24 protein-coding genes are annotated in these 22,356 nt (G+C 69.1%); 14 read left to right on the plus strand and 10 right to left on the minus strand.

Annotated elements, in window-relative coordinates; translation table 11 throughout:
- Positions 1–28 precede the first annotated feature (28 nt).
- A complete protein-coding gene (locus ACOCEP_RS11980; protein ID WP_482337288.1) occupies positions 29–868 on the minus strand; it encodes a thermonuclease family protein in 840 nt (279 codons plus the stop codon).
- A gap of 187 nt (positions 869–1,055) precedes the next feature.
- Here ACOCEP_RS11980 and ACOCEP_RS11985 point away from each other — a divergent pair, with 187 nt between their 5' ends.
- Positions 1,056–2,573, plus strand: a complete 1,518-nt coding sequence (locus tag ACOCEP_RS11985; RefSeq protein ID WP_482337289.1) for a 3'-5' exonuclease — start codon at positions 1,056–1,058, stop codon at positions 2,571–2,573.
- Here the strand turns inward: ACOCEP_RS11985 and ACOCEP_RS11990 are convergent.
- Complete coding sequence (locus tag ACOCEP_RS11990; RefSeq protein ID WP_482337290.1) at positions 2,560–2,880, minus strand: nucleotide pyrophosphohydrolase; 321 nt, start codon at positions 2,878–2,880, stop codon at positions 2,560–2,562. The two genes, ACOCEP_RS11985 and ACOCEP_RS11990, sit on opposite strands and share 14 nt — an antisense overlap.
- Positions 2,881–3,031: 151 nt before the next feature.
- Between ACOCEP_RS11990 and ACOCEP_RS11995 the strand changes: the two genes are divergently transcribed.
- The 5 genes from ACOCEP_RS11995 to ACOCEP_RS12015 all read left to right on the plus strand — a co-directional run bounded on the left by ACOCEP_RS11995 (position 3,032) and on the right by ACOCEP_RS12015 (position 7,696).
- Entirely contained in the window at positions 3,032–3,892 is an 861-nt protein-coding gene (locus tag ACOCEP_RS11995; protein WP_482337291.1) for a nitrate- and nitrite sensing domain-containing protein, read from the plus strand.
- A complete protein-coding gene (locus tag ACOCEP_RS12000; RefSeq protein ID WP_482337292.1) occupies positions 3,889–5,196 on the plus strand; it encodes a hypothetical protein in 1,308 nt (435 codons plus the stop codon). The genes ACOCEP_RS11995 and ACOCEP_RS12000 overlap by 4 nt, the downstream gene beginning before the upstream one ends.
- A gap of 166 nt (positions 5,197–5,362) precedes the next feature.
- A complete protein-coding gene (locus ACOCEP_RS12005) occupies positions 5,363–6,919 on the plus strand; it encodes a DUF1841 family protein (RefSeq protein ID WP_482337293.1) in 1,557 nt (518 codons plus the stop codon).
- A gap of 64 nt (positions 6,920–6,983) precedes the next feature.
- The gene (locus ACOCEP_RS12010) at positions 6,984–7,283 is read left to right on the plus strand and encodes a type II toxin-antitoxin system Phd/YefM family antitoxin (protein ID WP_482337294.1); all 300 of its coding nucleotides are present in this window, start codon (positions 6,984–6,986) and stop codon (positions 7,281–7,283) included.
- Positions 7,280–7,696, plus strand: a complete 417-nt coding sequence (locus ACOCEP_RS12015) for a PIN domain-containing protein (RefSeq protein ID WP_482337295.1) — start codon at positions 7,280–7,282, stop codon at positions 7,694–7,696. The genes ACOCEP_RS12010 and ACOCEP_RS12015 overlap by 4 nt, the downstream gene beginning before the upstream one ends.
- 122 nt (positions 7,697–7,818) lie before the next feature.
- On the opposite strand, the gene ACOCEP_RS12020 is transcribed toward ACOCEP_RS12015, so the two are convergent.
- From ACOCEP_RS12020 to ACOCEP_RS12030, 3 genes are all read right to left on the minus strand, one after another.
- Positions 7,819–7,989, minus strand: coding sequence for a hypothetical protein (locus ACOCEP_RS12020; RefSeq protein ID WP_482337296.1), 171 nt, complete (start codon positions 7,987–7,989; stop codon positions 7,819–7,821).
- A 575-nt stretch (positions 7,990–8,564) separates the two neighbouring features.
- A complete protein-coding gene (gene coaA / locus ACOCEP_RS12025; protein WP_482337297.1) occupies positions 8,565–9,497 on the minus strand; it encodes a type I pantothenate kinase in 933 nt (310 codons plus the stop codon).
- Between the two features lie 157 nt (positions 9,498–9,654).
- Complete coding sequence (locus ACOCEP_RS12030; protein ID WP_482337298.1) at positions 9,655–10,296, minus strand: macro domain-containing protein; 642 nt, start codon at positions 10,294–10,296, stop codon at positions 9,655–9,657.
- 97 nt (positions 10,297–10,393) lie between these two features.
- Between ACOCEP_RS12030 and pheA the strand changes: the two genes are divergently transcribed.
- The 3 genes from pheA (at position 10,394) to ACOCEP_RS12045 (ending at position 12,783) form a co-directional block, all read left to right on the plus strand.
- Complete coding sequence (gene pheA, locus ACOCEP_RS12035; protein WP_482337299.1) at positions 10,394–11,302, plus strand: prephenate dehydratase; 909 nt, start codon at positions 10,394–10,396, stop codon at positions 11,300–11,302.
- A complete protein-coding gene (locus ACOCEP_RS12040; RefSeq protein WP_482337300.1) occupies positions 11,299–11,919 on the plus strand; it encodes a histidine phosphatase family protein in 621 nt (206 codons plus the stop codon). Before pheA ends, ACOCEP_RS12040 begins: the two co-directional genes overlap by 4 nt.
- A 213-nt stretch (positions 11,920–12,132) precedes the next feature.
- Complete coding sequence (locus ACOCEP_RS12045) at positions 12,133–12,783, plus strand: DUF4232 domain-containing protein (protein ID WP_482337301.1); 651 nt, start codon at positions 12,133–12,135, stop codon at positions 12,781–12,783.
- 123 nt (positions 12,784–12,906) lie between these two features.
- On the opposite strand, the gene ACOCEP_RS12050 is transcribed toward ACOCEP_RS12045, so the two are convergent.
- From ACOCEP_RS12050 to ACOCEP_RS12065, 4 genes are all read right to left on the minus strand, one after another.
- Positions 12,907–13,344: a hypothetical protein gene (locus ACOCEP_RS12050; protein WP_482337302.1), complete on the minus strand. Its 438-nt coding sequence runs from the start codon at positions 13,342–13,344 to the stop codon at positions 12,907–12,909.
- Between the two features lie 61 nt (positions 13,345–13,405).
- Positions 13,406–14,665, minus strand: a complete 1,260-nt coding sequence (locus tag ACOCEP_RS12055) for an MFS transporter (protein ID WP_482337303.1) — start codon at positions 14,663–14,665, stop codon at positions 13,406–13,408.
- 216 nt (positions 14,666–14,881) lie between these two features.
- On the minus strand, positions 14,882–15,232 hold the full coding sequence (locus ACOCEP_RS12060; RefSeq protein WP_410647158.1) for a metallopeptidase family protein: 351 nt from the start codon (positions 15,230–15,232) through the stop codon (positions 14,882–14,884).
- A gap of 4 nt (positions 15,233–15,236) precedes the next feature.
- Positions 15,237–16,217, minus strand: a complete 981-nt coding sequence (locus tag ACOCEP_RS12065) for a septum formation family protein (protein ID WP_482337304.1) — start codon at positions 16,215–16,217, stop codon at positions 15,237–15,239.
- Between the two features lie 193 nt (positions 16,218–16,410).
- Here ACOCEP_RS12065 and ACOCEP_RS12070 point away from each other — a divergent pair, with 193 nt between their 5' ends.
- From ACOCEP_RS12070 to ACOCEP_RS12085, 4 genes are read left to right on the plus strand one after another with little or no spacing between them, the layout of a single operon-like run.
- Entirely contained in the window at positions 16,411–16,956 is a 546-nt protein-coding gene (locus tag ACOCEP_RS12070; protein WP_482339693.1) for a hypothetical protein, read from the plus strand.
- The gene (locus tag ACOCEP_RS12075) at positions 16,957–18,123 is read left to right on the plus strand and encodes a glutathionylspermidine synthase family protein (protein ID WP_340685924.1); all 1,167 of its coding nucleotides are present in this window, start codon (positions 16,957–16,959) and stop codon (positions 18,121–18,123) included.
- Positions 18,124–18,181: 58 nt separating this feature from the next.
- Positions 18,182–18,634, plus strand: a complete 453-nt coding sequence (locus ACOCEP_RS12080; RefSeq protein ID WP_482337305.1) for a DUF350 domain-containing protein — start codon at positions 18,182–18,184, stop codon at positions 18,632–18,634.
- Positions 18,635–18,689: 55 nt separating this feature from the next.
- On the plus strand, positions 18,690–19,595 hold the full coding sequence (locus ACOCEP_RS12085) for a haloalkane dehalogenase (RefSeq protein ID WP_482337306.1): 906 nt from the start codon (positions 18,690–18,692) through the stop codon (positions 19,593–19,595).
- Positions 19,596–19,664: 69 nt separating this feature from the next.
- Here the strand turns inward: ACOCEP_RS12085 and ACOCEP_RS12090 are convergent, their stop codons facing one another.
- Complete coding sequence (locus ACOCEP_RS12090; protein WP_482337307.1) at positions 19,665–20,948, minus strand: aspartate aminotransferase family protein; 1,284 nt, start codon at positions 20,946–20,948, stop codon at positions 19,665–19,667.
- 133 nt (positions 20,949–21,081) lie between these two features.
- Between ACOCEP_RS12090 and serS the strand changes: the two genes are divergently transcribed.
- A complete protein-coding gene (gene serS / locus ACOCEP_RS12095; RefSeq protein WP_482337308.1) occupies positions 21,082–22,350 on the plus strand; it encodes a serine--tRNA ligase in 1,269 nt (422 codons plus the stop codon).
- Positions 22,351–22,356: the final 6 nt, after the last annotated feature.

Raw genomic sequence — 22,356 nt, forward strand, 5'->3', positions numbered from 1 at the left:
CGAAAGGCGGCTAACCGGGCGCCGGGAACTACTTCTTCGGCTCGCAGGCGACGCCGTCGCCGTCCCGGTCGAGTTTGCGGCTGTAGCCGGGCTGACCCGCGTACAACGGTGCCGCTCCGGCCGCCCGCACCGCGTCGCAGTTCGCATAGGACACCGCCTTGGGCGGATCCGGTTCGGCCGCCGCGGGCGGAGGGGTGGACTTCTTCGTGGTGGGTTCGGCCCGGGTGATCGGCGGGGCGACCGGTTGCGGTGGTGGCGCGACGGAGGTGGGAGGAGTGTCGATCTTGCCGAAGCAGGGCGGCCCCCACAGCCCGTTCCCCGCCGCTCGCGCGGTGTCTTCGGCGGCCTTCAGCGCGGTGCCGATGGTCGTCTCGACCGCCCTGCTCGCGAATTTCGCGTATCCGGCCTTGAGCGCGGCGGTGGCGTAGTCGCCGCCGCTCACCAGGCTCACCGATGCCAGCGCGACACCGGCTTCATCGGAAACGGCTCGAATGATGACCTCTTGTCCGGCCAGTGTGTTCTTCGCCCACGTGAGGGTTTCCTCGGCGAAACATCCGTTCGTGTTCGGCGGGGTCGTCAAACCGAGGATCTTGACGATTCTTTCCCCGTCGGGGCCGGTCACCTTGACCGTGCCGGCGTCCACGATTCCGGCGACCCGGTAGGCGCTCGGAGCGGCGGACGAGGACGTCGTCGGGGGCGGCGTGGTCGACGTCGACGGGGCGGAACTCTTCGCCGCGACGGGCTGTTCTTGTTGTGGCTGAGGGGTTTTCCCGAAGACGGCGCCGAGAACGAAAAGCACCGAAAAGGCGGCGAGGACGATCATCATCCAGCGGGGCATCCGCTTGTCGCGGGAGGGACCGGTGTGCATGGGCGTCCTCGGAATTCCTTGCTTCGGGTGAGCTTCGCCGGTTTTTGTCGTTCACCCGGGGAATGGTGTTACACCCGCGGGTTTTCCGTCACGAAGCGGCCACGAACGGATCACCGTCGGCCTTCGGACGTTACGCGGGCGGCGGCCTCACGATCCACCGATGGACGCTTCGAGAAAAGGAAACGAAATGGCGGAGACAGTCGAAAATCTCGCGTTGACTCCAGACGGCCGGTTCGCCGTGGGGACGACCGAATTCACCGCCATCGACTTCGAGACCACCGGCCTGCACCCAGGGCATGTGGTCGAGGTCGCGGCCGTGCGCATCCGGGCGGACGGCACGGTCCTGCGGGAGTTTTCGACGCTGGTCAACCCGGGCCCCGGCGTGGATCCCGGCCCCGCCCACGTGCACCGGATCACCCGCCGTGAGCTCGACGGCGCTCCGTACCTCGGTGAGGTGCTGGGCGACTTCCTCGATGTCTGCCAGGGCAGTGTCCTGGTCGGACACAACCTGCCCTTCGAAGCGCGATTCCTCGACGGGGAATCCGGCAGGTTGGGCGCGCGGATCCCGGCGATGCCGGGGGTGTGCACACTGGCCGCGGCGCGGCGCGCGCTGCGGTTGCCGAACTACCGCCTGGCCACGGTCGCCGAGGCGGTCGGTGTCGGCGAGTTCGCGGCGCACACGGCGCTCGCCGACGCCCACGTGTGCGCCCGGATCGTGACGACGCTGGTGCACACGCACGGCCTCAGGTTCGCGGAACGGCCGGTGCTCCCGGAACTGCCGCGGTTCGCGCCCGCCGCGCGCCTGTCGCCTCGTCGTGTGGTGGCGCCGAGCGGCGGCACCTGGATGGCGGACTTCGTCGACCGGGTACCCGAGGCCGCGTTTGGAGCCACCGGCTCGCTGCAGGACGCCTATGTCGAATTGCTCGGGAACGCCTTGGCGGACCGGCATGTTTCCGACGCCGAGGCGAGAGCCCTCGGCGCGGCGGCCTCGGCGGCCGGGATGTCGGACGCCGACCTGCACCGCGTGCACACCGGCTTCGTCAAGGCGATGCGCGAGCTCGCCGAAAGCGACGGCGTCATCACCGCGGAGGAAGAACGGGATCTGCGTGCCGTCGCGGCGGCGTTGCGGGTGCCCGAAACACTGCGCGGACTCCGGGCCACCGGGGCCGGACCCGGCGTGCGCCGCCGCGTCCTGGTTCTCGGCGACGGGCTGGCGGAGGACGATCTGCGCGCCGCCGTGCTCGACGCGGGCTTTCAGCTCGCGAAGAAACTCACCGCGTCGGTGACCCATCTGGCCGTGGGCTCCGGAGTGCCCCGTGCCGAGCCGCGGATCGCCAGGGCGGTTGAACTCGGCGCGAAGGTGCTCGGAGTCGCCGAGGCTCGTGAAGTGCTCGGCCTCGTTCCCCCGATCCCGGCTCCCGCGGCTCCGGTGCATTGGCCGGTCCACGCCGTCGAGCAGCGGACCGCCGTCTTCGTGCCGCCTCCGCGGGCGCCTGCTCAGCACGGGTTCGCGCCGCCGGTGCCGTCCCCGCCGTCGGTGAAACTGTGGGGTGGCCGGGCCCTGATGGGGTTCGGGATGCTGCTCATGGTCATCACGGTGCTCGCGTTGTTCGGCGGCGCGGGGCTCGCGGCGGGCATCTTCGTGGGTGTGCTGGGTGTCGGTGGCCTGCTCGGCGGCTGGCAGATCGCCGTCAGGGCCGATTAGCCGGGAAACGGATTTCGTTCCGGTCGATCTTGGCGTTGGCCGCCTCGATCAGGTCGACCCCGAGGCTGTTCGCCAGCTGGAGGAGATACAGCGTGACGTCGGCGATCTCGTCGACCACGTTGTGTGCCAGCTCAGGATCGGAGCGCCACTTCGCGGACTCCTCCGGGGTCAGCCACTGGAACAGCGAGGTCAGCTCGCCGACTTCCCCGGAAAGGGCCATGACCAGGTTCTTCGGGGTATGAAACGGTTCCCAGGCTCGTGCCGCGGCGAAGTCGCGGAGGCGCTGGTTGAGGTCGTCGAGAGTCACGTGCCGTGCCTACCAGATCGTCACGGTGCGCTAACGGCCGTATGGCGGACGGCCGTTGACGTGCAATTTGCAAATTGCATAACGTCGCTCGGCGTCGGGAGACCGATCCGGAAGGAAAGCCTTGACGTACCAGCGAAGCCTTCGCTCTCGCATGCTCTCCATCGCGTTCGTGCCGAGCGCGGCCTTGGTGCTCGTCGCGTTGTTCATCGGCGGATTCCTCGTCCAGCAGGCCATCGAGGACCGCGACGACGCGGAGAGCGGGGCTGTCACCCTCGCCGAGGCGAGCCGCGGGATCGCGTCGCTGCAGCGGGAACGGGCGGTCGCGCTGAAGGCGCCTGGCAGTCGCTCCGCCACCTACACCGCGTACGCCGATCGCATCGACACCTCGCTTTCCTCCCTGCGCGAGATCGCGCGGGCGGCGCCCGACGCCGAGGTCGGCTACCAGCAGACGATCGCCGTCGAACTGCTCACCGCCGTCGAAGGCATGGACCGCAGCGATTCCCTCGCGGTCGCCGGGATCGACGACGCGGGGCGTCGCGACTACGCCGCCGCCGTGGGCGCCTACCGATCCAGACTCGACGCGATCGCCGGAAAACTGACGGAAAGTAGCCGCCGGACGTATCGGGAGCTCGTCGGAAGCGAGGACTGGGGCCGGTTCGGCGCGGTCGAAACCGCGTTGAGCGCGGCCACGCCGCCGCCCGTCGGCCAGGACTCCTGGCGGGTCGCGGCCGGCGTCGTCGGCCGGACCCTCGGCGACCTCGCCGCCCGCCAGATCGAGTACTCGGCGCAGCTCGCGGTCGACGGCGGACGCCGGGTGCTGAGCGGCGCCCTCGCCGCCGCCGCGGCGATTTCGCTGCTCGCGGGGGTGGTGATGGCGATCGTCATGCAGCTCGCCCGGCGGCTGCCGATCCCGCCCCTGACCTGGTCACACCTGGTGAGCGATTACGCCGAAAAGAGCACGCTGTTGGCCCACACGAGTCGGCGAAGCGGTCGGGCAGACTTGTCCGGGTGAGTTCCCCGACGGATCTGCGCCCCTACCTGCGTACTTTGGACGCGGAAACGCTGGCGGACCTGCTGCACGCCCAAGCCGAGCGTGACCCTGTGTTACGGCGAGCACTGGAGAGTCGCTTCGCCACCCAGGGGAGTGACGTCGCCGAGGCGCACCGTCTCCTCGACACCGCCGTGCTGGCCGGCAACGTCGAGTACGCCGCGAAGGTCGGCTCAGTCCTCGACACGCTTCAGCGGCTTCTCGACGCAGGCAGCCGGGCCGACCTCGCCCCGCTCGCCCGCCGGACCGTCGACGACATCAGCGAGATGCTGGAGCAGATCGACGACGCCTCGGGCGAGGTCGCGGACCGGCTGGACCGGGCCGTCGAGCTGTACGCACGGGCCTGCGTGGCGCGTCCGCCGGATCCCGAAAGCCTGGCCGCCTGGATCCTCGAAGTGGAGTTCGACGGCCCCGGCTGGCCCGCCATCGAGCTGGCCGACTTCGCCTCGGCATTGGGAGACAAGGGAATCGCGCGGATAAAGTCCACAGTGGACAGCGTGCTGGCCGAGCGGCCGACCGGTGCGAAACGCGAGACCGCCGAGCGGCTGCGTGAGGAGCTGGCGGAGGTGTCCGGCGACGTCGACGCGCTCGTCGCGATCCTCGCCGCCAAACCGCCGCGGGTGGACGTCAGTCTCAAGATCGTGCGCGTGCTGCGCGCGGCCGGACGGCACAGCGAGGCCATCGCGCACGCGGCGCGGGCGCTCACGCACGACAAGAAGGAAGAAGCGCCTCCAGCGGAGAAAGATCCTTTGTCGCGCAAGGATTTCGATGAGAACCCCACGGCCGCGACCTACCTCGCGCTGCGTGCGGAGTCGCTGGAAACGGGGCGCTGGGTCGCGCAGCGGAAGACCGCGCTGGCCCGGTTGCGTGAACTCGCCGCCGGGAGCACGGAGGCCGCCGACGAACTCGTCCGCGCGTTGCTCGGCGAGGACCGCGCCGACGAGGCATGGCGGGCGGCCGTGCGATTCGAGGCCTCTTTGCCGGCGCGGGTCGAACTCGCGGATTCCCGTTCCGTCGCCCATCCCGCGGAAACCATTCCCGTGTACCGGGACCATGTCGAAGAATTGATCACGCGGAAGGATCCGAACGCCTATCGCGAAGCGGCCCGGCAACTGCGCAAACTGCGCACCGCGCACAAAAAGGCCGGTACGGCTGAAGAATTCAGCTCGTACCTCGGCACATTGGTGGAAATACACAAACGCAAGACGCGACTGATCGCCGAGGTCAAGGCGGCGAGAATCGCCATTCCGAAATCGGTCCGGGCGTAACCGGGAACACGACCGGTCGTTATTCGAGGTGAACCGAGGAAACCCGGCGACGAAGGTGAAGTCGCGGTGGTCGGTGAACCGGTGTCCGTCCGCGTCCTGGACCCCGAGTTCCGCGCCCAGGACCACCGCGACGAACCTGGCCGGGTCCGCGTGAAAACATGTCGCCATGAGTCCGGTCAGCCGTGCCCGCAAAAAGGCAGCCCAGCCCTCCGCTCCGAGTGTGACGGGCCTCTTCAAGGACGTCCTCCGGGACTTCTCGACCCTGAGTGCCGAGCCCGAGGTGCTCGACGTCGAGCTGCTGACCTCCGAAGTGCTCGGCCAGTGGTGGGAGATCGAGCTCGAAGAGGACGAAACGCCGCTGGGCCTGGAGCTCATCGCGTTCGCCGAGCGGAAGATCACCCCCGCCGCGGCCGCGCTGCTCGCCGGGCTCCGGGTCTTCGCCGAGACCGAGGAGGAGCGCGAGGCGGCCGGTTCGGCGCTGAACACCGTGCTGGGCCGCGGCATCCCGGAACCGGAATGGGCCGGGGAGCTGGCCGCGGTGACCGTCGGGGAGTGCTGGCGGACCGGTGACGTCTTCGGCGACGAGTCCTCCCTTCTGTGCGTCTTCACCCGAGGCGGTGCCGAGCACGGCTTGCTCGCGCTGGTCGACTTCACCGAGGGTGGCCGGATCCGCGACGTCGTCGTGGTCGACAAGCCGCAGGACGTGCTGGCCGAGATGCGGCAGCAGGCCGCCGACGACCCGGAGCTGGTCACGCTGGAGCGGGTGCTGCCCGAGCGCGCCCACCAGCTGCTCGCCGACGGGCTGGCCGCGACGGACGTCGTCGAGGAGCCCGACGTCAGCGAGGATTACGCGCGGTTCCACGCGCTCGCGCTGGGCTGGATCCGGACGCTTCCCGCGCCCGAGCCGTCGCCCGAGATCACCGAATGGCCGGAGCGGGTTCGCGAAGAGGTCGTCGCCGACTTCATCGGCTCCGGGCTGGTGGAGGACACGGAGGCCACGCGGTTCTACGCGCGCCTGCTGGTCGACCACGGCTGCGAGACCGAGCCGGGCAGCCCGCTGCGGGTCGGCCCCGAGAAGCTCGCCCGGTTCCTCGAATCGTTGCTGGACGGGGAATTCGAGATCGACGAGGCGTACGAAGACGCGCTGGAGCCCGCTCTGCTCGGCTGGGTCACCTGGGCCGCCGACCGCGCCGGGCTCCCCGAGGCCGCGCGAGTCGCGCTGCTGGAGAGCGCGACCGAGTTCCTGGAGGAATTCGCGCAGGACGAGGACTCCGCGCTCGACGTCTACTTCGACGGCTCCGAGGGGATCGAGGACCCGGCGGAACTCGCCGAGGCGCTGGCGCGCCGGATGTTCGCCGTCCCGACGGTCTACGCGGAGATCGGGGACGAGGAGCTGGAGCTCGAACCCGCCGACCCCGAACAGCGCCGCCTGCTGGTGATCGGCGAGCACCCCGAGTACCACGAGGCGCTGGCCGAGGAGACCTTCGACGGCGAACCGCGGATGCGGCTCGCGCTCAAGACCACGATCGTCGACCAGCTCTGGGCCGACGAGCCCGCCGAGGTCTGGCAGGCCGTGCGGCGGCTGAGTGAGACCGGACAGGAGCGCGAGGAGATCTTCGACCGCCTCATCGACGCGCTGTCCGCCCAGCTGACCGAGTCGGGCGAACACGAGATGGACTACGACGTCGACGACTACCGGAAGGCGCTCGACGAGCTCGCCTGACGGTTTCCCCCGGTCACACCTCTCCACCCTTGCCAACCCACCCAAGTCTGTCTAGTCTGTCTAGATGGAAGCAGCAACCTGGCAAGTGCAGGACGCCAAGCAGCGGCTGAGCGAGCTGCTGCGCCGTGCCGCGTCCGAGGGGCCGCAGTTCGTCACGAAACACGGGGAGGAGGTGGCCGTGGTGCTGGACATCGTGGATTACCGCAGGTTGACCGGAAGCGGCGAGGCCGTCGATTTCAAGCTCGTGCTCTCCGGGGAGCAGCACCATCCCGAGTACGGGGAGGCGCTGGCCGACGTGCTGGAGGAGATCGCCGCCGAACGCGCGGAAGACCTGCCGAGAGATGTCGTGGAGGTGAGCGGGTGACCTTTCTGCTGGACACGAACATCGTGTCCGAGGCTCGGCGCCGCACGCAGAACCCGGGTTTCGCCCGGTGGTGGGGTGGAGTGTCGTCGAGCAGGCTCTATCTGAGCGCGCTGACGGTGGGGGAGATCGAGAGGGGGATAACGAAGCTCAGGCATCGAGGCGAGCGGGACAGGGAGCGTGCGGAGGCGCTGACCGAGTGGCTGTCCGGCCTCACCGCGCAGTTCTCGGAACGGATCCTGCCGGTGACCGCCGAGATCGCGGCCGAATGGGGCAGGCAGTACGCCCCGCGGAAAGTGCCGTCCGTCGACGGGCTGATCGCCGCGACCGCCCGCGTCCACGACCTGACCCTGGTCACCAGGAACCTCGCCGACATGGCCGGCCTCGGTGCGCAGGTGCACGATCCGTTCGACTGAAGGAACTCCGCGGGATCAAGACGTCCGGACGCCTTGATCGGCCGGAGTCCTGCCGGCTTCGGTTCGGCTCACCGAGTTCTGTCCGCCTGGTGTCAGACCACCGGGGTGTCAGACCACCGAATTCAGCCCAGTGGTGCCGCGGGAGTGCCCTTGCTCTCCGTGACTTGCGGCTTCTTCCGGCGACGGTCCCCACGGGCGTCGTCGAAGTCGACGACGAAGGCCCCGGCGGCCATGGCCACCAGGAGTGCGAGTCCGAGAATCGAGCCGACCCAGGTCAGGATGATCGAGAGCATCGTGAGCCTCCTCCCTGCTCAAGGTCTTTTTCGAGACCTCGTGAACCCCTGAGACAAGGGTCGCCTCGGGGGCCTGTAGCCGGTATCGGCCAACCGGTTACACGTACTGAGCGTGGATCGGCCGATCGGCCGAGGGCGGCCACCGGCCGACAGCGGTGCGCGACCAGCGGGCACCACCGGCTCTCCGGTGGTGCGAAGGCTGGTCCTTGTGAGGGAACGGCCGGAAGTCGCCCGTGTGATCGGGTTCAGGCGAAGTGATCTTGAAGCTGGTCGTGAAACGCTCGCCGTGAGTAGAGAATCCGCGACGGCCCGGTTACGCGGCGTTGTGATCTCGTCGACGTGACTCGTGAATTACGCCCCCGATCACGCGTGTTGCGCCCCCAATCACGCGTGTTGCGCCCCTGATCACGTGAGTTGCGCCTCTGATCACGCGTGTTACGCGCCTAAGCACGCGTGTTGCGCCCCTGATCACGTGAGTTGCGCCTCTGATCACGCGTGTTACGCGCCTAAGCACGCGTGTTGCGCCCCCGATCACGTGAGTTGCGCCTCGGCTCACGTGAGTTCCGCCTCCGGGCTCAGAGCTTGCGCAGCCGGACCCGGTTGATCGTGTGGTCGGCGTCCTTGCGGAGGACCAGGGTCGCCCGGGGCCTCGTCGGTTTGATGTTCTCCATCAGGTTCGGCTCGTTGATCGTGCGCCACAGGTGGCGTGCCTCGGCGCGGGCCTCGTCGTCCGGGAGGCCGGCGAAGTGGTGGAAGTGCGACGCCGGGTCGGCGAAGGCGGTGTGCCGCAGCTTGAGGAAGCGCTCGATGTACCAACGTTCGATGTCGGTCGTCGGCGCGTCCACGTAGATCGAGAAGTCGAACAGATCGGAGACGGTGAGCCGAGGTCCGGGCTGAAGGACGTTCAACCCTTCGAGGATCAGGATGTCGGGCTGCTGAACGACCTGTTCCTCGTCGGGAAGGATGTCGTAGGCGAGGTGCGAGTACACCGGAGCGCTGACCCGTTCCGCCCCGGACTTCACGTCGGTGACGAACCGCAGCAACGCCCGCCGGTCGTAGCTTTCCGGGAAACCCTTGCGGTGCATGATCCCGCGCCGCACCAGTTCCGCACGGGGGTAGAGGAACCCGTCGGTGGTGACCAGGTCGACCCTGGGGTGATCCGGCCAGCGGGCGAGCAGGGTGCGCAGAATGCGCGCGGTGGTCGACTTGCCGACGGCGACGCTGCCGGCGATACCGATGATGTACGGCACCTTGGTGCCCCGACTGTCTTCACCGAGAAAGGTGGTGGTGGCCTCGTACAACCGTTGCCGGGCGGCGACCTGGAGATTGATCAGCCGGGAGAGCGGCAGGTAGACCTCGGCGACCTCGGCCAGGTCGACCTGTTCGCCGAGACCGCGCAGCCGCAGCAGTTCGGCGGCGGTCAGCGGCAGAGGAGTCGACCTTCGCAGCTCGCGCCACTGCTCACGGTGCAGCTCGACGTAGGGACTGAGCTCACGGACCCGCGGCATCGCACACTCCTCGCCCGTCGCCTGCGCTGGCGCCGTACAAAACCGTGTTGACGAGTTCTCGGCGGGTGAACGTGCCTCGAACCGGATGAAGCCGCTTTAACGGTAGGGCTTACGGCTCGTGAACGCGCTGCGATGTGATGTACCCCGCTTCAGGGCGTTACCGTCCGTTACGGGTGCGGCTCGGCGCGAAGACCTCGTTCCACGCCGCGGCGACCTGCCGTGCGCACGACGCGGGCGCGACCCCGCCGAAGCCGGTGCCGAGCCCGGGCATCGCGATCGTGTGCACGAGATCACGGATCCGGCCCTGGTCGAGGCTGCCGTCGCGCCATTGCCGGAACACCGCCCTGGCGGCCAGGTACGGATGCACGGTGTCACGCGGGAGGCGTTCGCCGGGTTCCCGCATCGTCGGCGCGCTGATCAGCCAGGCGGGCTCGGCCTCGCCGGTGGGCACGATCACCGCTTCGCCGATCGGGAGCTCCCCGCCGTGGTAGGCGAGGACGGCGCTGCGCACGTTCTGCTCGACCTCGGGATAGGCGCGGGCATAGACCGCGTCGATGCCGCCCCGCATCCAGCCGTAGGAGTTCGCGGGGCTGACGACGGCCTGCGCGACGACGTCGAGCACCGATCCGCGGTGCACGAAGATCCGGCCGTCCACCGTGTCCGCGACGGTCGTCCAGGCTTGTGCGAGCAGGTCATCGACGGCGCACAACACCAGCTCCGGAGCAGGGCGGTCCGACAGGGGAGGGAAGGAGGAGCCGGCGTCCTCGTGGCCGGTGCGCGTGCCCGGTTCGGCGGTCACGCCCTAAGCATGACAAAAAAAGCCACCCGGCGTAACCGGTGTGAGTACCGGCTGTCCGAGTGAAAGTCGCCACCCGCGCCGTGCGTAATCTGGCGGGGTGTCACGGATCGCCTACTTCGGCCCCCAGGGAACCTTCACCGAACAGGCCGCGCGCCGCCTCGCCCCCGGTGAGGAGCTGATCCCGGCCGAGACCATCCCCGCGGCGCTGGCCGCGGTGCGCTCGGGCGCGGCCGACGCCGCGTGTGTCCCGATCGAGAACTCGGTCGAGGGCGCGGTCACCGCCACTCTCGACAGCCTGAGCGAGGCCGAGCCGCTCGTCGCCGTGGCGGAGGTCCTGCTGCCGGTCCACTTCAGCGTGCTGACCAGGCCGGGCACCACCGAGATCCGCACCGTCGCCAGTCATCCGCACGCGCTCGCCCAGGTCCGCCACTGGGTCGAGGCGAACCTGCCGGGCGCGCGCCCGGTCGCGACGTCGTCCACGGCGGCGGCCGCGGTCGCGGTGGACGCGGGCGAGTTCGACGCCGCCGTCACCGCGCCGGTCGCGGTCGAGCACTACCCGCTGGAGGTGCGGGCCACCGAGGTCGCGGACGTCCGTGACGCCAAGACCAGGTTCCTGCTGGTCCGCACGCCCGGTCAGCTGCCGGAGCCGACGGGGGCGGACCGCACGTCGATAGTCGCCGCCGCGACGAACCGGACCGGCGCCCTGGCCGAGCTCCTCACCGAACTGGCCGTCCGCGGGATCGACCTGACCAAGCTCGACGCCCGCCCGACCAGGAACAACTTCGGCGAGTACCGCTTCTTCATCGACTTCGAGGGACATGTGGCCGAACCCCGGATCGGCGACGCGCTGGCCGCGTTGCGCCGCCGCTGCCGGAACGTGCGGTTCCTCGGCTCCCACCCGCGCGCGGACAACGGCAAGACCGAGGTCGAGCCGGGTGCCGCCAACGAGGATTTCACCGACGCGATCAGCTGGGTCGAGTCGGTACGGAAGGGAGCACAGGCGTGAAACTTCTCCTCGTCCGCCACGGCCAGACCGAAGGCAACGTGCGCGGCGCGCTCGACACCGCGCTGCCGGGGCCTCCGCTCACCGAGCTGGGCCGCGAGCAGGCCCAGGACCTCGTCACGCGGCTGGACGGCGAGCCGATCGTCGCGGTCTACGCCTCGCAGGCGGTCCGCGCCCAGCAGACCGCCGCGCCGCTGGCGGCCGGACGGGGCTTGGACGTCCAGGTCCTCGACGGCGTGCACGAGGTGGCGGCGGGCGAGCTCGAAGGCAAGACGGACAAGGACTCGATCACGACCTACATGAGCGTCGTGCGCCGGTGGACGCTCGGCGAACTCGACCCGCCGATCCCCGGCGGCGAGACCGGTGCGCAGGTCCGCGCCCGCATGCTCGACGCGGTCGCCCGCCTCCGCGCCAAGCACGAGCAGGCCGACCCCGACGGCACGGTGGTGCTGGTGAGCCACGGCGGCGCGATCCGGCTGGGTGGCGAATGGCTCGCCGGGAACGTCACCGCCGAGGTCGCCAACCAGGGGCTCATTCCGAACACCGGGATCGTCGAACTCGTCGCGGCTCCCGCCGGCTGGACCTGCCTCACCTGGGCGGACGCCCCCGTCGGACGCTGACCCGGCCCACCGAGGGCTGAAAGCGCCCATCGCCGCGTCTCGTGCGGCGATGGCTCCCTTCAGCTCGTTTGCCTCCATGCCCGGCGGGGAATACCCCCCACATGATCGATTAACACCTTGTGGGGAATTAACCGGTCGGGCGCAACCCCCGCGACGGACAACACGTCTACTGGACGGTGGGTCATCCGGCAGTGTCCGGTAACAGGGAGGCGAATGACCATGATTCGTTCGAAACTGATCTCCATCGGCGGTCTCGTCGCGGGTACCGCCGGGCTTCTGCTGCTCAGCGCCTGCGGTACGGAGACCACGCCCGTCGCGCAGAACACGTCCGCGTCGCCGTCGAGTTCGGCGCCGGACACCTCCGCGGCGCCCAGCGCGAGCTCTTCGAGCCCGGCGCCCGCACCGCAGCCCGCCCAGCCGCCCGCGGAGGCACCGAAGAACGACGGGCTGTGCAAGGCGGGTGACGTCAAACTGTCCATCAAGGACGGTGACGCCGCGGCGGGCACGGTGTACCGCAAGCTCGTCATCACCAATTCGAGCGGGAAATCGTGCACCATCCAGGGCTTCCCCGGCATCTCCTACGTGACCGGAGCCGACGGCCATCAGGTCGGCGAGGCCGCGTATCGCGACGGTGCCAAGGGCGCCCCCGTTCAGCTCGGCGGCGGGGAGAGCGCGATCGCCGACGTCGGTTTCGTGAACGTCCGCAACTACGACGAGGCGGTCTGCAAGCCCACCGAGACCCGAGGGCTGCGGGTGTACCTGCCGCAGGAGACGGCCTCGAATTTCGTGCCGGTGCAGGGACTCGGCTGCTCGGGGAAGATTCCGGGCAATCAGCTGACCGTCCGGACCGTCCACAAGGGCTAGGTCCATGGTCGCGGTCTCCGCGCCCAGGTGTTCCGTGACGGCACGGGCGGGCTCGGCCGAGTACGACCCGCTCGCACCGTCAGGAACCACCGGGATCACGAAGTCCGCCGAACCCGACCCGCCCTAGAGCTGGGTGCAGAGCTGTTCGGCCTGTGCCAGGTGCCGCTGGCCCGAGATCTGGTTGAAGTGCAGGCTGAACACCATCCGGCTGACCCCGTCGATGTGGTCGGCCAGCGGCCGGTAGGTGTCGTTGGCGGCGGCCGCCGCGGCGGAGAGTTCGCGCGCGGCCGTCATCCGGTGCAGGACTTCGGGGGCGAGGACGGCCACGGTCCGCTCGCCGGGGGCCGAATCGGTGGTGTCCGGGATCGTGCCGACCCTGGCCAGTGCCGAACAGGCGTCTCGCGCGTCTTCGAGCGCTCCCGCGTCGACACCCGAAAGCGCCCACAACATGCCGATCACGCCACCACCGATCACGAAACCGGCGACGGCGGTGAGTACTTGCGGACGTCTCGAAGGTTCTGTCGTCCCCACGCCGCCCTCCGGCACCAGTGTCTGCTGCATCGCGGACCTCCCCGTCACCCGTGGCGGTGATGGGCCATTTCAGCACCAAAGACCTTGGTTTTCACCGGTCTCGGTGGAGAACCCGCTCCTCCGTGGCCGATTCGTCATCGAAGGTTCCTTGCCGTAACGAGACGAACGCGAAACCGGCTACTCCGAACAGCAGAAGCCCGGACGTGAGGAAGGTCCGGGCCGGGGAACCGAGGGCGTGGGTGAGGACGCCGCCGAGCAGGGCCCCGATCGGGATCGCTCCCCATACGACGGTGCGCCACACGCCGAGGACCCGGCCGAGCAGCTCACCGGGGACGAGGGTGTGCCGCGCCGTCCCGAGCACGATGTTCACCGCGACCACGGCGGCCGCGAACAGGCCGAACAGTGCGGCGCCGGCCACCGGCGAACTCGTCAGGCCCATGCCGGTGAACGCCGCGCCGCACCCGGCCGTGCCCCCGACGAGGACCGTGCGACGGCTGGTCGCCTTGACCAGCCGCGGGGCGGCGGCCGCGCCGAGCAGGCCGCCGATGCCGCCGACGAATGCGAAGAGCCCGAAGGCCGCTTCGCTGAGACGCAGATACTCGATGGCGTAGAGCACCAGCTGTGCCTGCGCGAGCTCGCTGACCAGGCTGATCAGCCCGGCGATGACGACCAGGCGCAGAACCAGCCGGCTATGCCTCAACCAGCGGAAACCCTCCGCCAGCTCGGCGCGGAGGTTGGCGGGCGCCGTGCCGGTGGCTTTCGGCCGATAGCTCCCGGCGAGACCGATCAACACGGCGGCCGCGATCGCGAAGCCCACCGAGTTGAGCAGGAAGGGGAACGTCGCGAAGAGTGCGAAGGTGGCACTGCCGACTGGCCCGCCCAGGAAGGTCTGCCCCACGATCTCGCAGGCCTGGAGCTTGCTGTTCGCGCTGTCGAGGGAACCTTCGCCGGCGACCGCCGGGATGAGCACGTTCGCGGCGCTGTCGGCGACCACCTCCGCGAAGCCGATGAGCAGGGCGGCGGCGTAGACCAGCCAGATCGTCACTCCGCCCGCCGCGACCAGGGCGGCCGTCCCGCCGACGACGACCGCGCGGACACCGTTCGCGAGGATCATCGCCCGCCGCCGGTCGACGCGGTCGAGCAGCGCGCCCGCCGGGAGCGCGAACAGCAGCCACGGCAGGAACTGGGTCGCCGAGAGACCGGCGATGAGCAGCGGATCCCGGGTCAGGGTGACCGCGAGCAGCGGGAACGCGACCTTGCCGATCCCGTCGCCGAGGTTCGACGCCGCGCTGGAGGCGAGCAGCCAGCGCAACCGCCGGTCACCCCTCCCGCGTGCCGCCGATCCGGCCATGTCCGCCTCCCCAGGCCTTCGCCGGCACCGGCCGGCGACAAACGTGTCGAAGAGTTTAGCCGGGGCTGTCGCCCAAAGTGGCTGGGTTGTTACACCGAGTTAAGAATCCGGAGCCCTCGTGGTGCTCCACGCACAAAAATCACCGACCATGCCGGCTTCGGCGCGGAATCCGTCGCGGGGGAGCAAGGGACCTTTGCTACCGCCCCGGCCGGTGGCTCAGCCCCACCCGAGTTCGTGCAGACGCGCGTCGTCGATGCCGAAGTGGTGGCCGACCTCGTGGATGACCGTGATCAGCACCTCCTCGACGACGTCGTCCTCGGTGTCGCACATCTCCAGCAGCGGGCGCCGGTAGATCGAGATCCGGTCCGGCAGCACCCCGCCGTACTCGTGGGTCCGCTCGGTCAGCGCGACCCCGTGGTACAGGCCGAGGATCGTGGGCGACTCTTCGTTGAACTCCTCCACGAGTACCACGACGTTGTCCATGGCGTCCGCGAATTCGGGCGGGAGCTCGTCCAGCGCCTCCGAAACCAGCTCCTCGAACCGCTGCTGCGTCATCTCGACGGGCACGCGATCACCCTCCGGTCTTCGGCGGGGAGGACGAGGACGGCGGCGGGGCTTCGCCGTTGCCGACCTTGACGCTCCCGGTGACCGGCGCCAGCCCCTTGTCCTCCGGCAGGACCGCCGCGACCTTGCAGTTCACCAGCGTCGACCCGGCGTCCCAGCTCTCCTGCTCGCGGACGTCCCAGCTGAGGATGAGCTTCTTCGCCGCCAGGTCCGCGTTGCCGGTGTACTCCTGCGAGGCCGTCGAGCACTCGGTGTCGAGCCAGGTGTTCTGCTGCTCCTGCGACGGGTATCCGTCCTTGAACTTCGTCTTGAGGTCGATCGTCGCGATGATCTCGTACGAATGCGCCTGCGCGCAGTCGATCGGGTCGCCGAAGCTGTTGTTGAGCAGCGCGAGGCAGGTGCCCGGCTCCCAGACGGCTGACTGGTTCTGCTCCTTCGCGGGCCCCTTGGTCGGCTGGAGCTTGCCGCCCTGGCCCGCCCACTGCAGACCGCACCGCAGCTGCCGGTCGCCGTCGGCCCACTGCGCGGGCGTCGGCCGGAGCAGGTTCATGCTCAGCTTGCCGTACGGATCCAGCGTGCGGCCGAGGTACGGCTTGACGTCGATCGTGCACTGAGACCTGGAGATCTCCTGCCACTGCTCCAGGTTCGGGCTCGGCGCCCCCGGCGGGTACTGCGCGCCGATGTCGACGATGCTGGTGACCTCGAACAGGTGCGCCTCGGCGCACGGCACCCGCCGCGCGTCGGTGGCGTCCGCGTTGTTCCAGGTCAGACAGGTGCCAGGAGGAGATTGGAACGCCTCGGCCGCGGCGGGCGACAGTTTGGGGGCGCCGCCGCCCGCACCGCCCTCCGGGCCCACGTTCCACGAAAACGCCACACTCAGCGAAAGCGCGATGATCGCGCCCACGAACACACCGGCCATGACGAGCCGGGTGCGCAGGGTGCTCAGCGCGTTTCGCGGATCACGGAACCGCTCGGCCTGTTGAGACATCCACTCCATGATGCCCGCGCCGCACGTAAGGTGCGCGTACCGGGTGGTTAGTGTTGGGCACGGGTTCGGGCCGGCGGGCGATTACGGAGCTTCGATGACGCAGGATGACAACCAGGGGGCACAGGTGCCACCGTCCGAGGGACGTTTTCCCCCCGAGGACGCATCGGCACAGCAGCCGCCGAAGCGCGGCACCATGCGCTTCCAGGACAGCAGCACGCAGGCACGGCAGCCGTCGCTGGCCGAGCAGCGGGCACGGCAGCAGGCGCTGGCCGAGCAGCAGCGCCAGGAGGCGCTCGCGGCCGAGGCCGCCCGCGCCGCGGAGAAGAAGTCCTCGACCAAGAAGAAGATCCTGATCGGTACCGGCGTGACCGTCGGCCTGGTCGGGCTGGTCGCGACGTTCTACACGGTGGCGAAGCCGGAGAACGTCACGGCCGTCTGCACCACCAAGGACGGCATCGTCGACCAGGACGACAACTGCGACGAGCGGTACGTGACGTCGCACGGCGGTTACCACTCCGGTGGCTTCTTCTTCATCCCGATCGGCGGCGGCAACTACAACAGCTACCGCTACAACTACGGCGGGTCCGGCGCGATCGGGCAGCGCGTGTCCGGCGGCTCGTACACCGCGCCCTCGAACGCGAACGTCAGCACGAAGTCGGGCAAGTCCGTCCAGCGCGGCGGGTTCGGCATCAGCGGGAAGAGCGGCTCCGGCGGCAGCGGCAAGAGCGGGGGCTCGTAGGTGTACCGGGATTCCAAGCCGCCCCGGCGGGACTGGCAGAACATCGTCGAAGAGCAGGGCCTGGTCTTCGGCACGCCCGCCCGCGACGGCTCCGGCAAGTCCCGGCCGTACTGGGACGAGTCGGTCCACTACGTCTTCGACATGGACGAGATCTTGTCCGTCGAGGCGGACGTGGAACTGCTGCACTCGATGTGCCTCGAAGCCGTCGACAACGTGATCACCACCGAGCAGTACCACCGCTTCGGCATCCCCGAGTGGGTCTGGCCGCATATCGCCGAGTCGTGGAAGCGGCAGGATCCGCACGTCTACGGCCGGTTCGACCTGCGCTACGACGGCAAGAGCCCGGCGAAGCTGCTCGAGTACAACGCCGACACCCCGACCTCGCTGCTCGAGGCCGCGGTGCTGCAGTGGCACTGGAAGACCGCGGTCTTCCCCGAGAACGACCAGTGGAACTCGATCCACGAGAAGCTGGTCGAGCGCTGGGGCGAACTCGCCGACAAGCTGCCGTCCAACGAACTGCATTTCACCTGGTCGTCGGCCGATCCGTCCGGTGAGGACCACGTGACGACGGCGTATCTGCAGGAGACCGCGGCCGAGGCCGGGCTCGACACCGTCGGCCTGTCGATCGAGGAGATCGGCTGGGATCCGGTGCTCAAACGGTTCGTCGACCTCGAAGAGGCGCAGATGGCGACCGTGGTGAAGCTCTACCCGTGGGAATGGGTGGTCGACGAGGAGTTCGGCCGCTTCGCCGTCGAGACCATGCCGCGCACGCTGTGGGTCGAGCCGCTGTGGAAGATGATCCTCTCCAACAAGACGCTGCTCGCGATCCTGTGGGAGAACTACCCGGGCCACCCGAACCTGCTGCCCGCCTTCGCCGACGACCCCGGTCTGCTGACCGAGTACGTCCGCAAGCCGAAACTCGGCCGCGAGGGCGCGAACGTGCAGATCGTCGCCACCGGGTACGAGACGCAGACCGACGGCGTCTACGGCGCGGAAGGGTTCGTCTACCAGGCGTTCGACCCGCTCCCCGAGTTCCAGGGTTACCGGCCCGCGCTCGGCGCGTGGATCGTCGGGGACCAGGCCGCCGGCCTCGGGATCCGCGAGACCGCGGGACTCGTCACCGACGACGGTGCGGCGTTCGTCCCGCACCGCATCGTCGAGTCGTGATAGAAGCAACCGCACAAACCTGACATTCCTGACCAGCACGTACCTCCGGGAGAACCCTGTGACCACCACCCTTGCGCTGTCCGACACGTTCGGCTCCGACCTCGTGCGAGGGATCGGCGCGATCCTGCTGTACGGCGTCGTCGGCCTGCTGATGATGTTCGCCGGGTTCTGGGCGATCGACTGGACCACCCCCGGCAAGCTGTCCCAGCTGGTGACCCGCGGCCTGCCGAACGCGGTCATCGTCACCGCTTCGGGCCTGCTGTCGATGGCGTTCATCATCGTCGTGGCCATCGCGAACTCGGCCAGCGATCTGACCGAGGGCCTCATCACCTCGCTGGTCTACGGCGTGCTCGGCATCATCGTGCAGGTGCTCGCCGTCCGGCTGCTGGAGTGGGCGACCCGGATCGACATCCGCTCGACCATCGAGAGCGACAAGTTCGCGCCCGCCAGCGTCGTGGTGGCCTCCGCGCACCTGGCGCTCGGCCTCATCGTGGCCGTTGCCATCTCGTGACTTTCTGACGCACTGAAAACGGCATAGGCGCACGATTCCCACTAACGTGGGAGTCGTGCGCCTTTTGAGGACACCGGACGACCGGTTCTCGGACCTGCCCGATTTCGACTTCGAACCGCGCTACGCGGAACTCGTCGACCTTCACGGCGGCGTGATCAGAGTGGGCTACGTGGAGGCCGGACCCGAGGACGGCCCGCCGGTCCTCCTGCTGCACGGCGAGCCCACCTGGTCCTACCTCTACCGCAAGGTCATCCCGGTGCTCGCCGACGCCGGGCTGCGCGCCATCGCGCCCGACCTGGTCGGCTTCGGCCGATCCGACAAACCCGGCGACATGGTCGACCACACCTACCAGCGGCACGTCGAGTGGATGCGCGCGTTCGCCTTCGACGTCCTCGACCTGACCGACGTCACCCTGGTCGGCCAGGACTGGGGAGGTTTGATCGGCCTGCGGCTGGTCGCCGAAAACCCCGATCGCTTCGCCAGGGTCGTCGCGGCCAACACCGGCCTCCCCACCGGCGACACCGACATGCCCGAGCTCTGGCACAAGTTCCGCGACGCCATGGAGAACGCCCAGGTCATCGACGTCGGGCGGTTCGTCCAGTCGGGTTGCCAGACCAAGCTGTCCGAGGAGGTCCGCGCCGCCTACGACGCGCCCTTCCCGAACGAGATGTACAAGGCCGCGCCGCGCGCGATGCCGTCCCTGGTGCCGATCACCCCGGACGACCCGGCCTCGGCCGCCAACCGGGCGGCGCTGAAGGTGCTTTCGGAACTGGACAAGCCGTTCCTGGTCTCGTTCTCCGACGGCGACCCGATCACCGCGCCGTGGGGCCTCGAACTGCGGGGTTCGATGCGCGGCGCCCGCGAACTGGAGCATCCGACGATCACCGGGGCCGGCCACTTCCTGCAGGAGGACGCCGGCGTACGGCTGGGCGAGGTCATCGCCCGTTTCGCCCGCTCCTGACCCCCTTGAATGTCATGAACGACCCTTTCCTGACGAAAAACGTCAGGAAAGGGTCGTTCATGACATTCGTCAGGAGATGGCGGCCAGCGCGTCCACGATGATCCCGAGGCCCTCCGCCGCCTCTTCGGCGGTGAGCGTCATCGGCGGCGCGATCCGCAGCACGTTGCCGTGCAGCCCGCCTTTGCCGATCAACAGCCCGCGCGCCTTGGTCTCCTCCATCATCCGCGCCGCCGCGCCCGGGTTCGGCTCCATCCCGCCCGGCTCGACCAGCTCGACGCCGATCATCAGGCCCTTGCCGCGCACGTCCCCGATCAGCGGGTTCCCCGCCGCGCGCAGGCCGTCGAGCAGTTCGTTGCCGCGGGCGAGCGCGTTGGCCTGCAGATCGTGGTCGGCGATGTGGTCGAGCACGGCAGCCGCGCCCGCCATCGCGACCGGGTTGCCGCCGAAGGTCGAGATCGAGTTCGCGGTGAGGCAGTCGACGAGGTCGCCACGCGCGACGAGACCGCCGATCGCGAGCCCGTTGCCGAGGCCCTTCGCGAAGGTCATCGCGTCGGGGACGACGTCGTGCGCCTGGATCCCCCAGTAGTGTTCCCCGGTCCGTCCCCAGCCGGTCTGCACCTCGTCGGAGATGAAGAGGATCCCGTGCTGGTCGAGAACCTCCTTCATCGCCTTGAACAGGCCGTCCGGCGGTGAGCTGAAGCCGCCGACGCCCTGGATCGGCTCGGCGATCATGCAGGCGACGTCGCCCGAAGTACCCGTCTCCAGGACGTCGACCAGGTCCGCGACGCACGCGTCGATGTACTCGGTGTCCGAAAGCGCCCGGAACGGGCTGCGGTACCGGTAGCCGCCGTGCACGTAGCTCACCTTCACCGGGCTGAGCGACGACGCCGACCAGCCGCGGTTGCCCGTGATGCCGACCGTCGCGAACGACCGCCCGTGGTACGAGTTCCGCATCGCCAGCACCTGGTTGCTCCGTCGGTACTGGGTGGCGAGCATGAGCGCGGTGTCGTTGGCTTCGGTCCCGGAGTTGGTGAAGAACACCTTCGCGTCGGGGATGCCGGAGAGCTTCGCGACGCGCTCGGCCAGTTCGACCTGCGACCGGATCAGGTACAGCGTCGACGTGTGCAGGATGCCGGTGTCGAGCTGCTTGCGCACGGCGTCGCTGATCGCCGAGACGTCGTAGCCCATCGAGTTCGTCAGGATGCCCGCGAAGAAGTCCAGGTAGGTGCGCCCGGTCGAGTCGATGACCCGGCGGTCCTGCGCGTGCACGATCTCGATCGGCTCGTCGTAGTAGAGCGCCAGCCACGACGGCAGTACCGCCTTGTGCCGCGCCAGCAGGTCCGCATCGGTCATCGGGTTTCTCCGTCCGCAGCAGGGAGATCTCAGTATGGGGACGGCGCGAAACGGGCGGCAACGATCAGACTGTCGGGTTATCCGCGCGGACCCGCACATTTTGTGCGGTCGGCACGGACTACTCTCAGCACTCGTGATTGACCCCAGGACTCTGCGCGATGACCCGGACGTCGTGCGCGCTTCGCAGCGCGCCCGTGGCGAGGACGAAGGAGTGGTCGACAAGCTGCTCTCCCTCGACTCCCGTCGCCGGTCCTCCATCGCCGCCGCCGACAAGCTGCGCGCCGAGCAGAAGTCGCTGGGCAAGCTCATCCCGAAGGCACAGGGTGACGAGCGGGCCGAGCTGCTCGCCAAGGCGAAGGACCTCGCCGCCCAGGTCAAGACGGCCGAGGTCGAACAGACCGAGGCGTCGGAGGAGTTCGAGCAGCTGCACCGCCTGGTGCCGAACCTCGTCCACCCCGACGCGCCCGAGGGCGGCGAGGACGACTACGTCGTGCTCAAGCACGTCGGCGAGCCGAAGAAGTTCGGCTTCGAGCCGAAGGACCACCTCGAACTCTGCGAGGGCCTCGGCGCGCTCGACATGGAGCGCGGCGCGAAGGTGTCGGGCTCGCGGTTCTACTTCCTCACCGGCATCGGCGCCCAGCTCCAGCTCGCCCTGCTGAACATGGCGATCGCGCAGGCGACCGCGAACGGGTTCACCCCGATGATCACCCCGACCCTGGTGCGGCCGGAGATCATGGCGGGTACCGGCTTCCTCGGCGCGCACTCCTCGGAGGTCTACCGGCTGCGTGACGACGACCTGTACCTCGTCGGCACCTCCGAGGTCCCGCTCGCCGGCTACCACGCCGACGAGATCCTCGACCTCGGCAAGGGCGCGAAGCGCTACGCGGGCTGGTCTTCCTGCTACCGCCGCGAGGCCGGTTCGTACGGCAAGGACACCCGCGGCATCATCCGCGTCCACCAGTTCGACAAGGTCGAGATGTTCGTCTACACGCGTCCCGAGGACGCCGAAGCCGAGCACGCGCGCCTGCTGGACTGGGAAGAGCAGATGCTCGCCAAGATCGAGGTCCCGTACCGGGTGATCGACACCGCCACCGGCGACCTCGGCACGTCGGCGTACCGGAAGTTCGACTGCGAGGCGTGGGTGCCGTCGCAGGAGACCTACCGCGAGCTGACCTCGACGTCGAACTGCACGACCTTCCAGGCGCGCCGCCTCGGCATCCGTTACCGCGACGACGACGGCCGCCCGCAGACCGTCGCCACGCTGAACGGCACGCTCGCCACCACGAGGTGGATCGTCGCGATCCTGGAGAACCACCAGCTCGAAGACGGTTCCGTCCGGGTGCCGGAGGCGCTGCGCCCCTTCCTCGGCGGAACCGAGGTGCTCACGCCGGCATCCAAGTAGCCGTCG

Source organism: Amycolatopsis sp. CA-211722 (assembly GCF_056828465.1).

Bases quoted from the DNA above. Each gene is read 5' to 3' on its own strand.
- ACOCEP_RS12005 (WP_482337293.1), top strand. From the start codon at position 5,363: ATGAGTCCGGTCAGCCGTGCCCGCAAAAAGGCAGCCCAGCCCTCCGCT.
- ACOCEP_RS12055 (WP_482337303.1), bottom strand. From the start codon at position 14,665: ATGGCCGGATCGGCGGCACGCGGGAGGGGTGACCGGCGGTTGCGCTGG.
- ACOCEP_RS12070 (WP_482339693.1), top strand. From the start codon at position 16,411: ATGCGCTTCCAGGACAGCAGCACGCAGGCACGGCAGCCGTCGCTGGCC.
- ACOCEP_RS12045 (WP_482337301.1), top strand. From the start codon at position 12,133: ATGACCATGATTCGTTCGAAACTGATCTCCATCGGCGGTCTCGTCGCG.
- ACOCEP_RS12065 (WP_482337304.1), bottom strand. From the start codon at position 16,217: ATGTCTCAACAGGCCGAGCGGTTCCGTGATCCGCGAAACGCGCTGAGC.
- ACOCEP_RS12050 (WP_482337302.1), bottom strand. From the start codon at position 13,344: ATGCAGCAGACACTGGTGCCGGAGGGCGGCGTGGGGACGACAGAACCT.
- ACOCEP_RS12020 (WP_482337296.1), bottom strand. From the start codon at position 7,989: ATGCTCTCGATCATCCTGACCTGGGTCGGCTCGATTCTCGGACTCGCA.
- ACOCEP_RS11995 (WP_482337291.1), top strand. From the start codon at position 3,032: ATGCTCTCCATCGCGTTCGTGCCGAGCGCGGCCTTGGTGCTCGTCGCG.
- ACOCEP_RS11985 (WP_482337289.1), top strand. From the start codon at position 1,056: ATGGCGGAGACAGTCGAAAATCTCGCGTTGACTCCAGACGGCCGGTTC.
- ACOCEP_RS12090 (WP_482337307.1), bottom strand. From the start codon at position 20,948: ATGACCGATGCGGACCTGCTGGCGCGGCACAAGGCGGTACTGCCGTCG.
- ACOCEP_RS11980 (WP_482337288.1), bottom strand. From the start codon at position 868: ATGCACACCGGTCCCTCCCGCGACAAGCGGATGCCCCGCTGGATGATG.
- coaA (WP_482337297.1), bottom strand. From the start codon at position 9,497: ATGCCGCGGGTCCGTGAGCTCAGTCCCTACGTCGAGCTGCACCGTGAG.
- ACOCEP_RS12010 (WP_482337294.1), top strand. From the start codon at position 6,984: ATGGAAGCAGCAACCTGGCAAGTGCAGGACGCCAAGCAGCGGCTGAGC.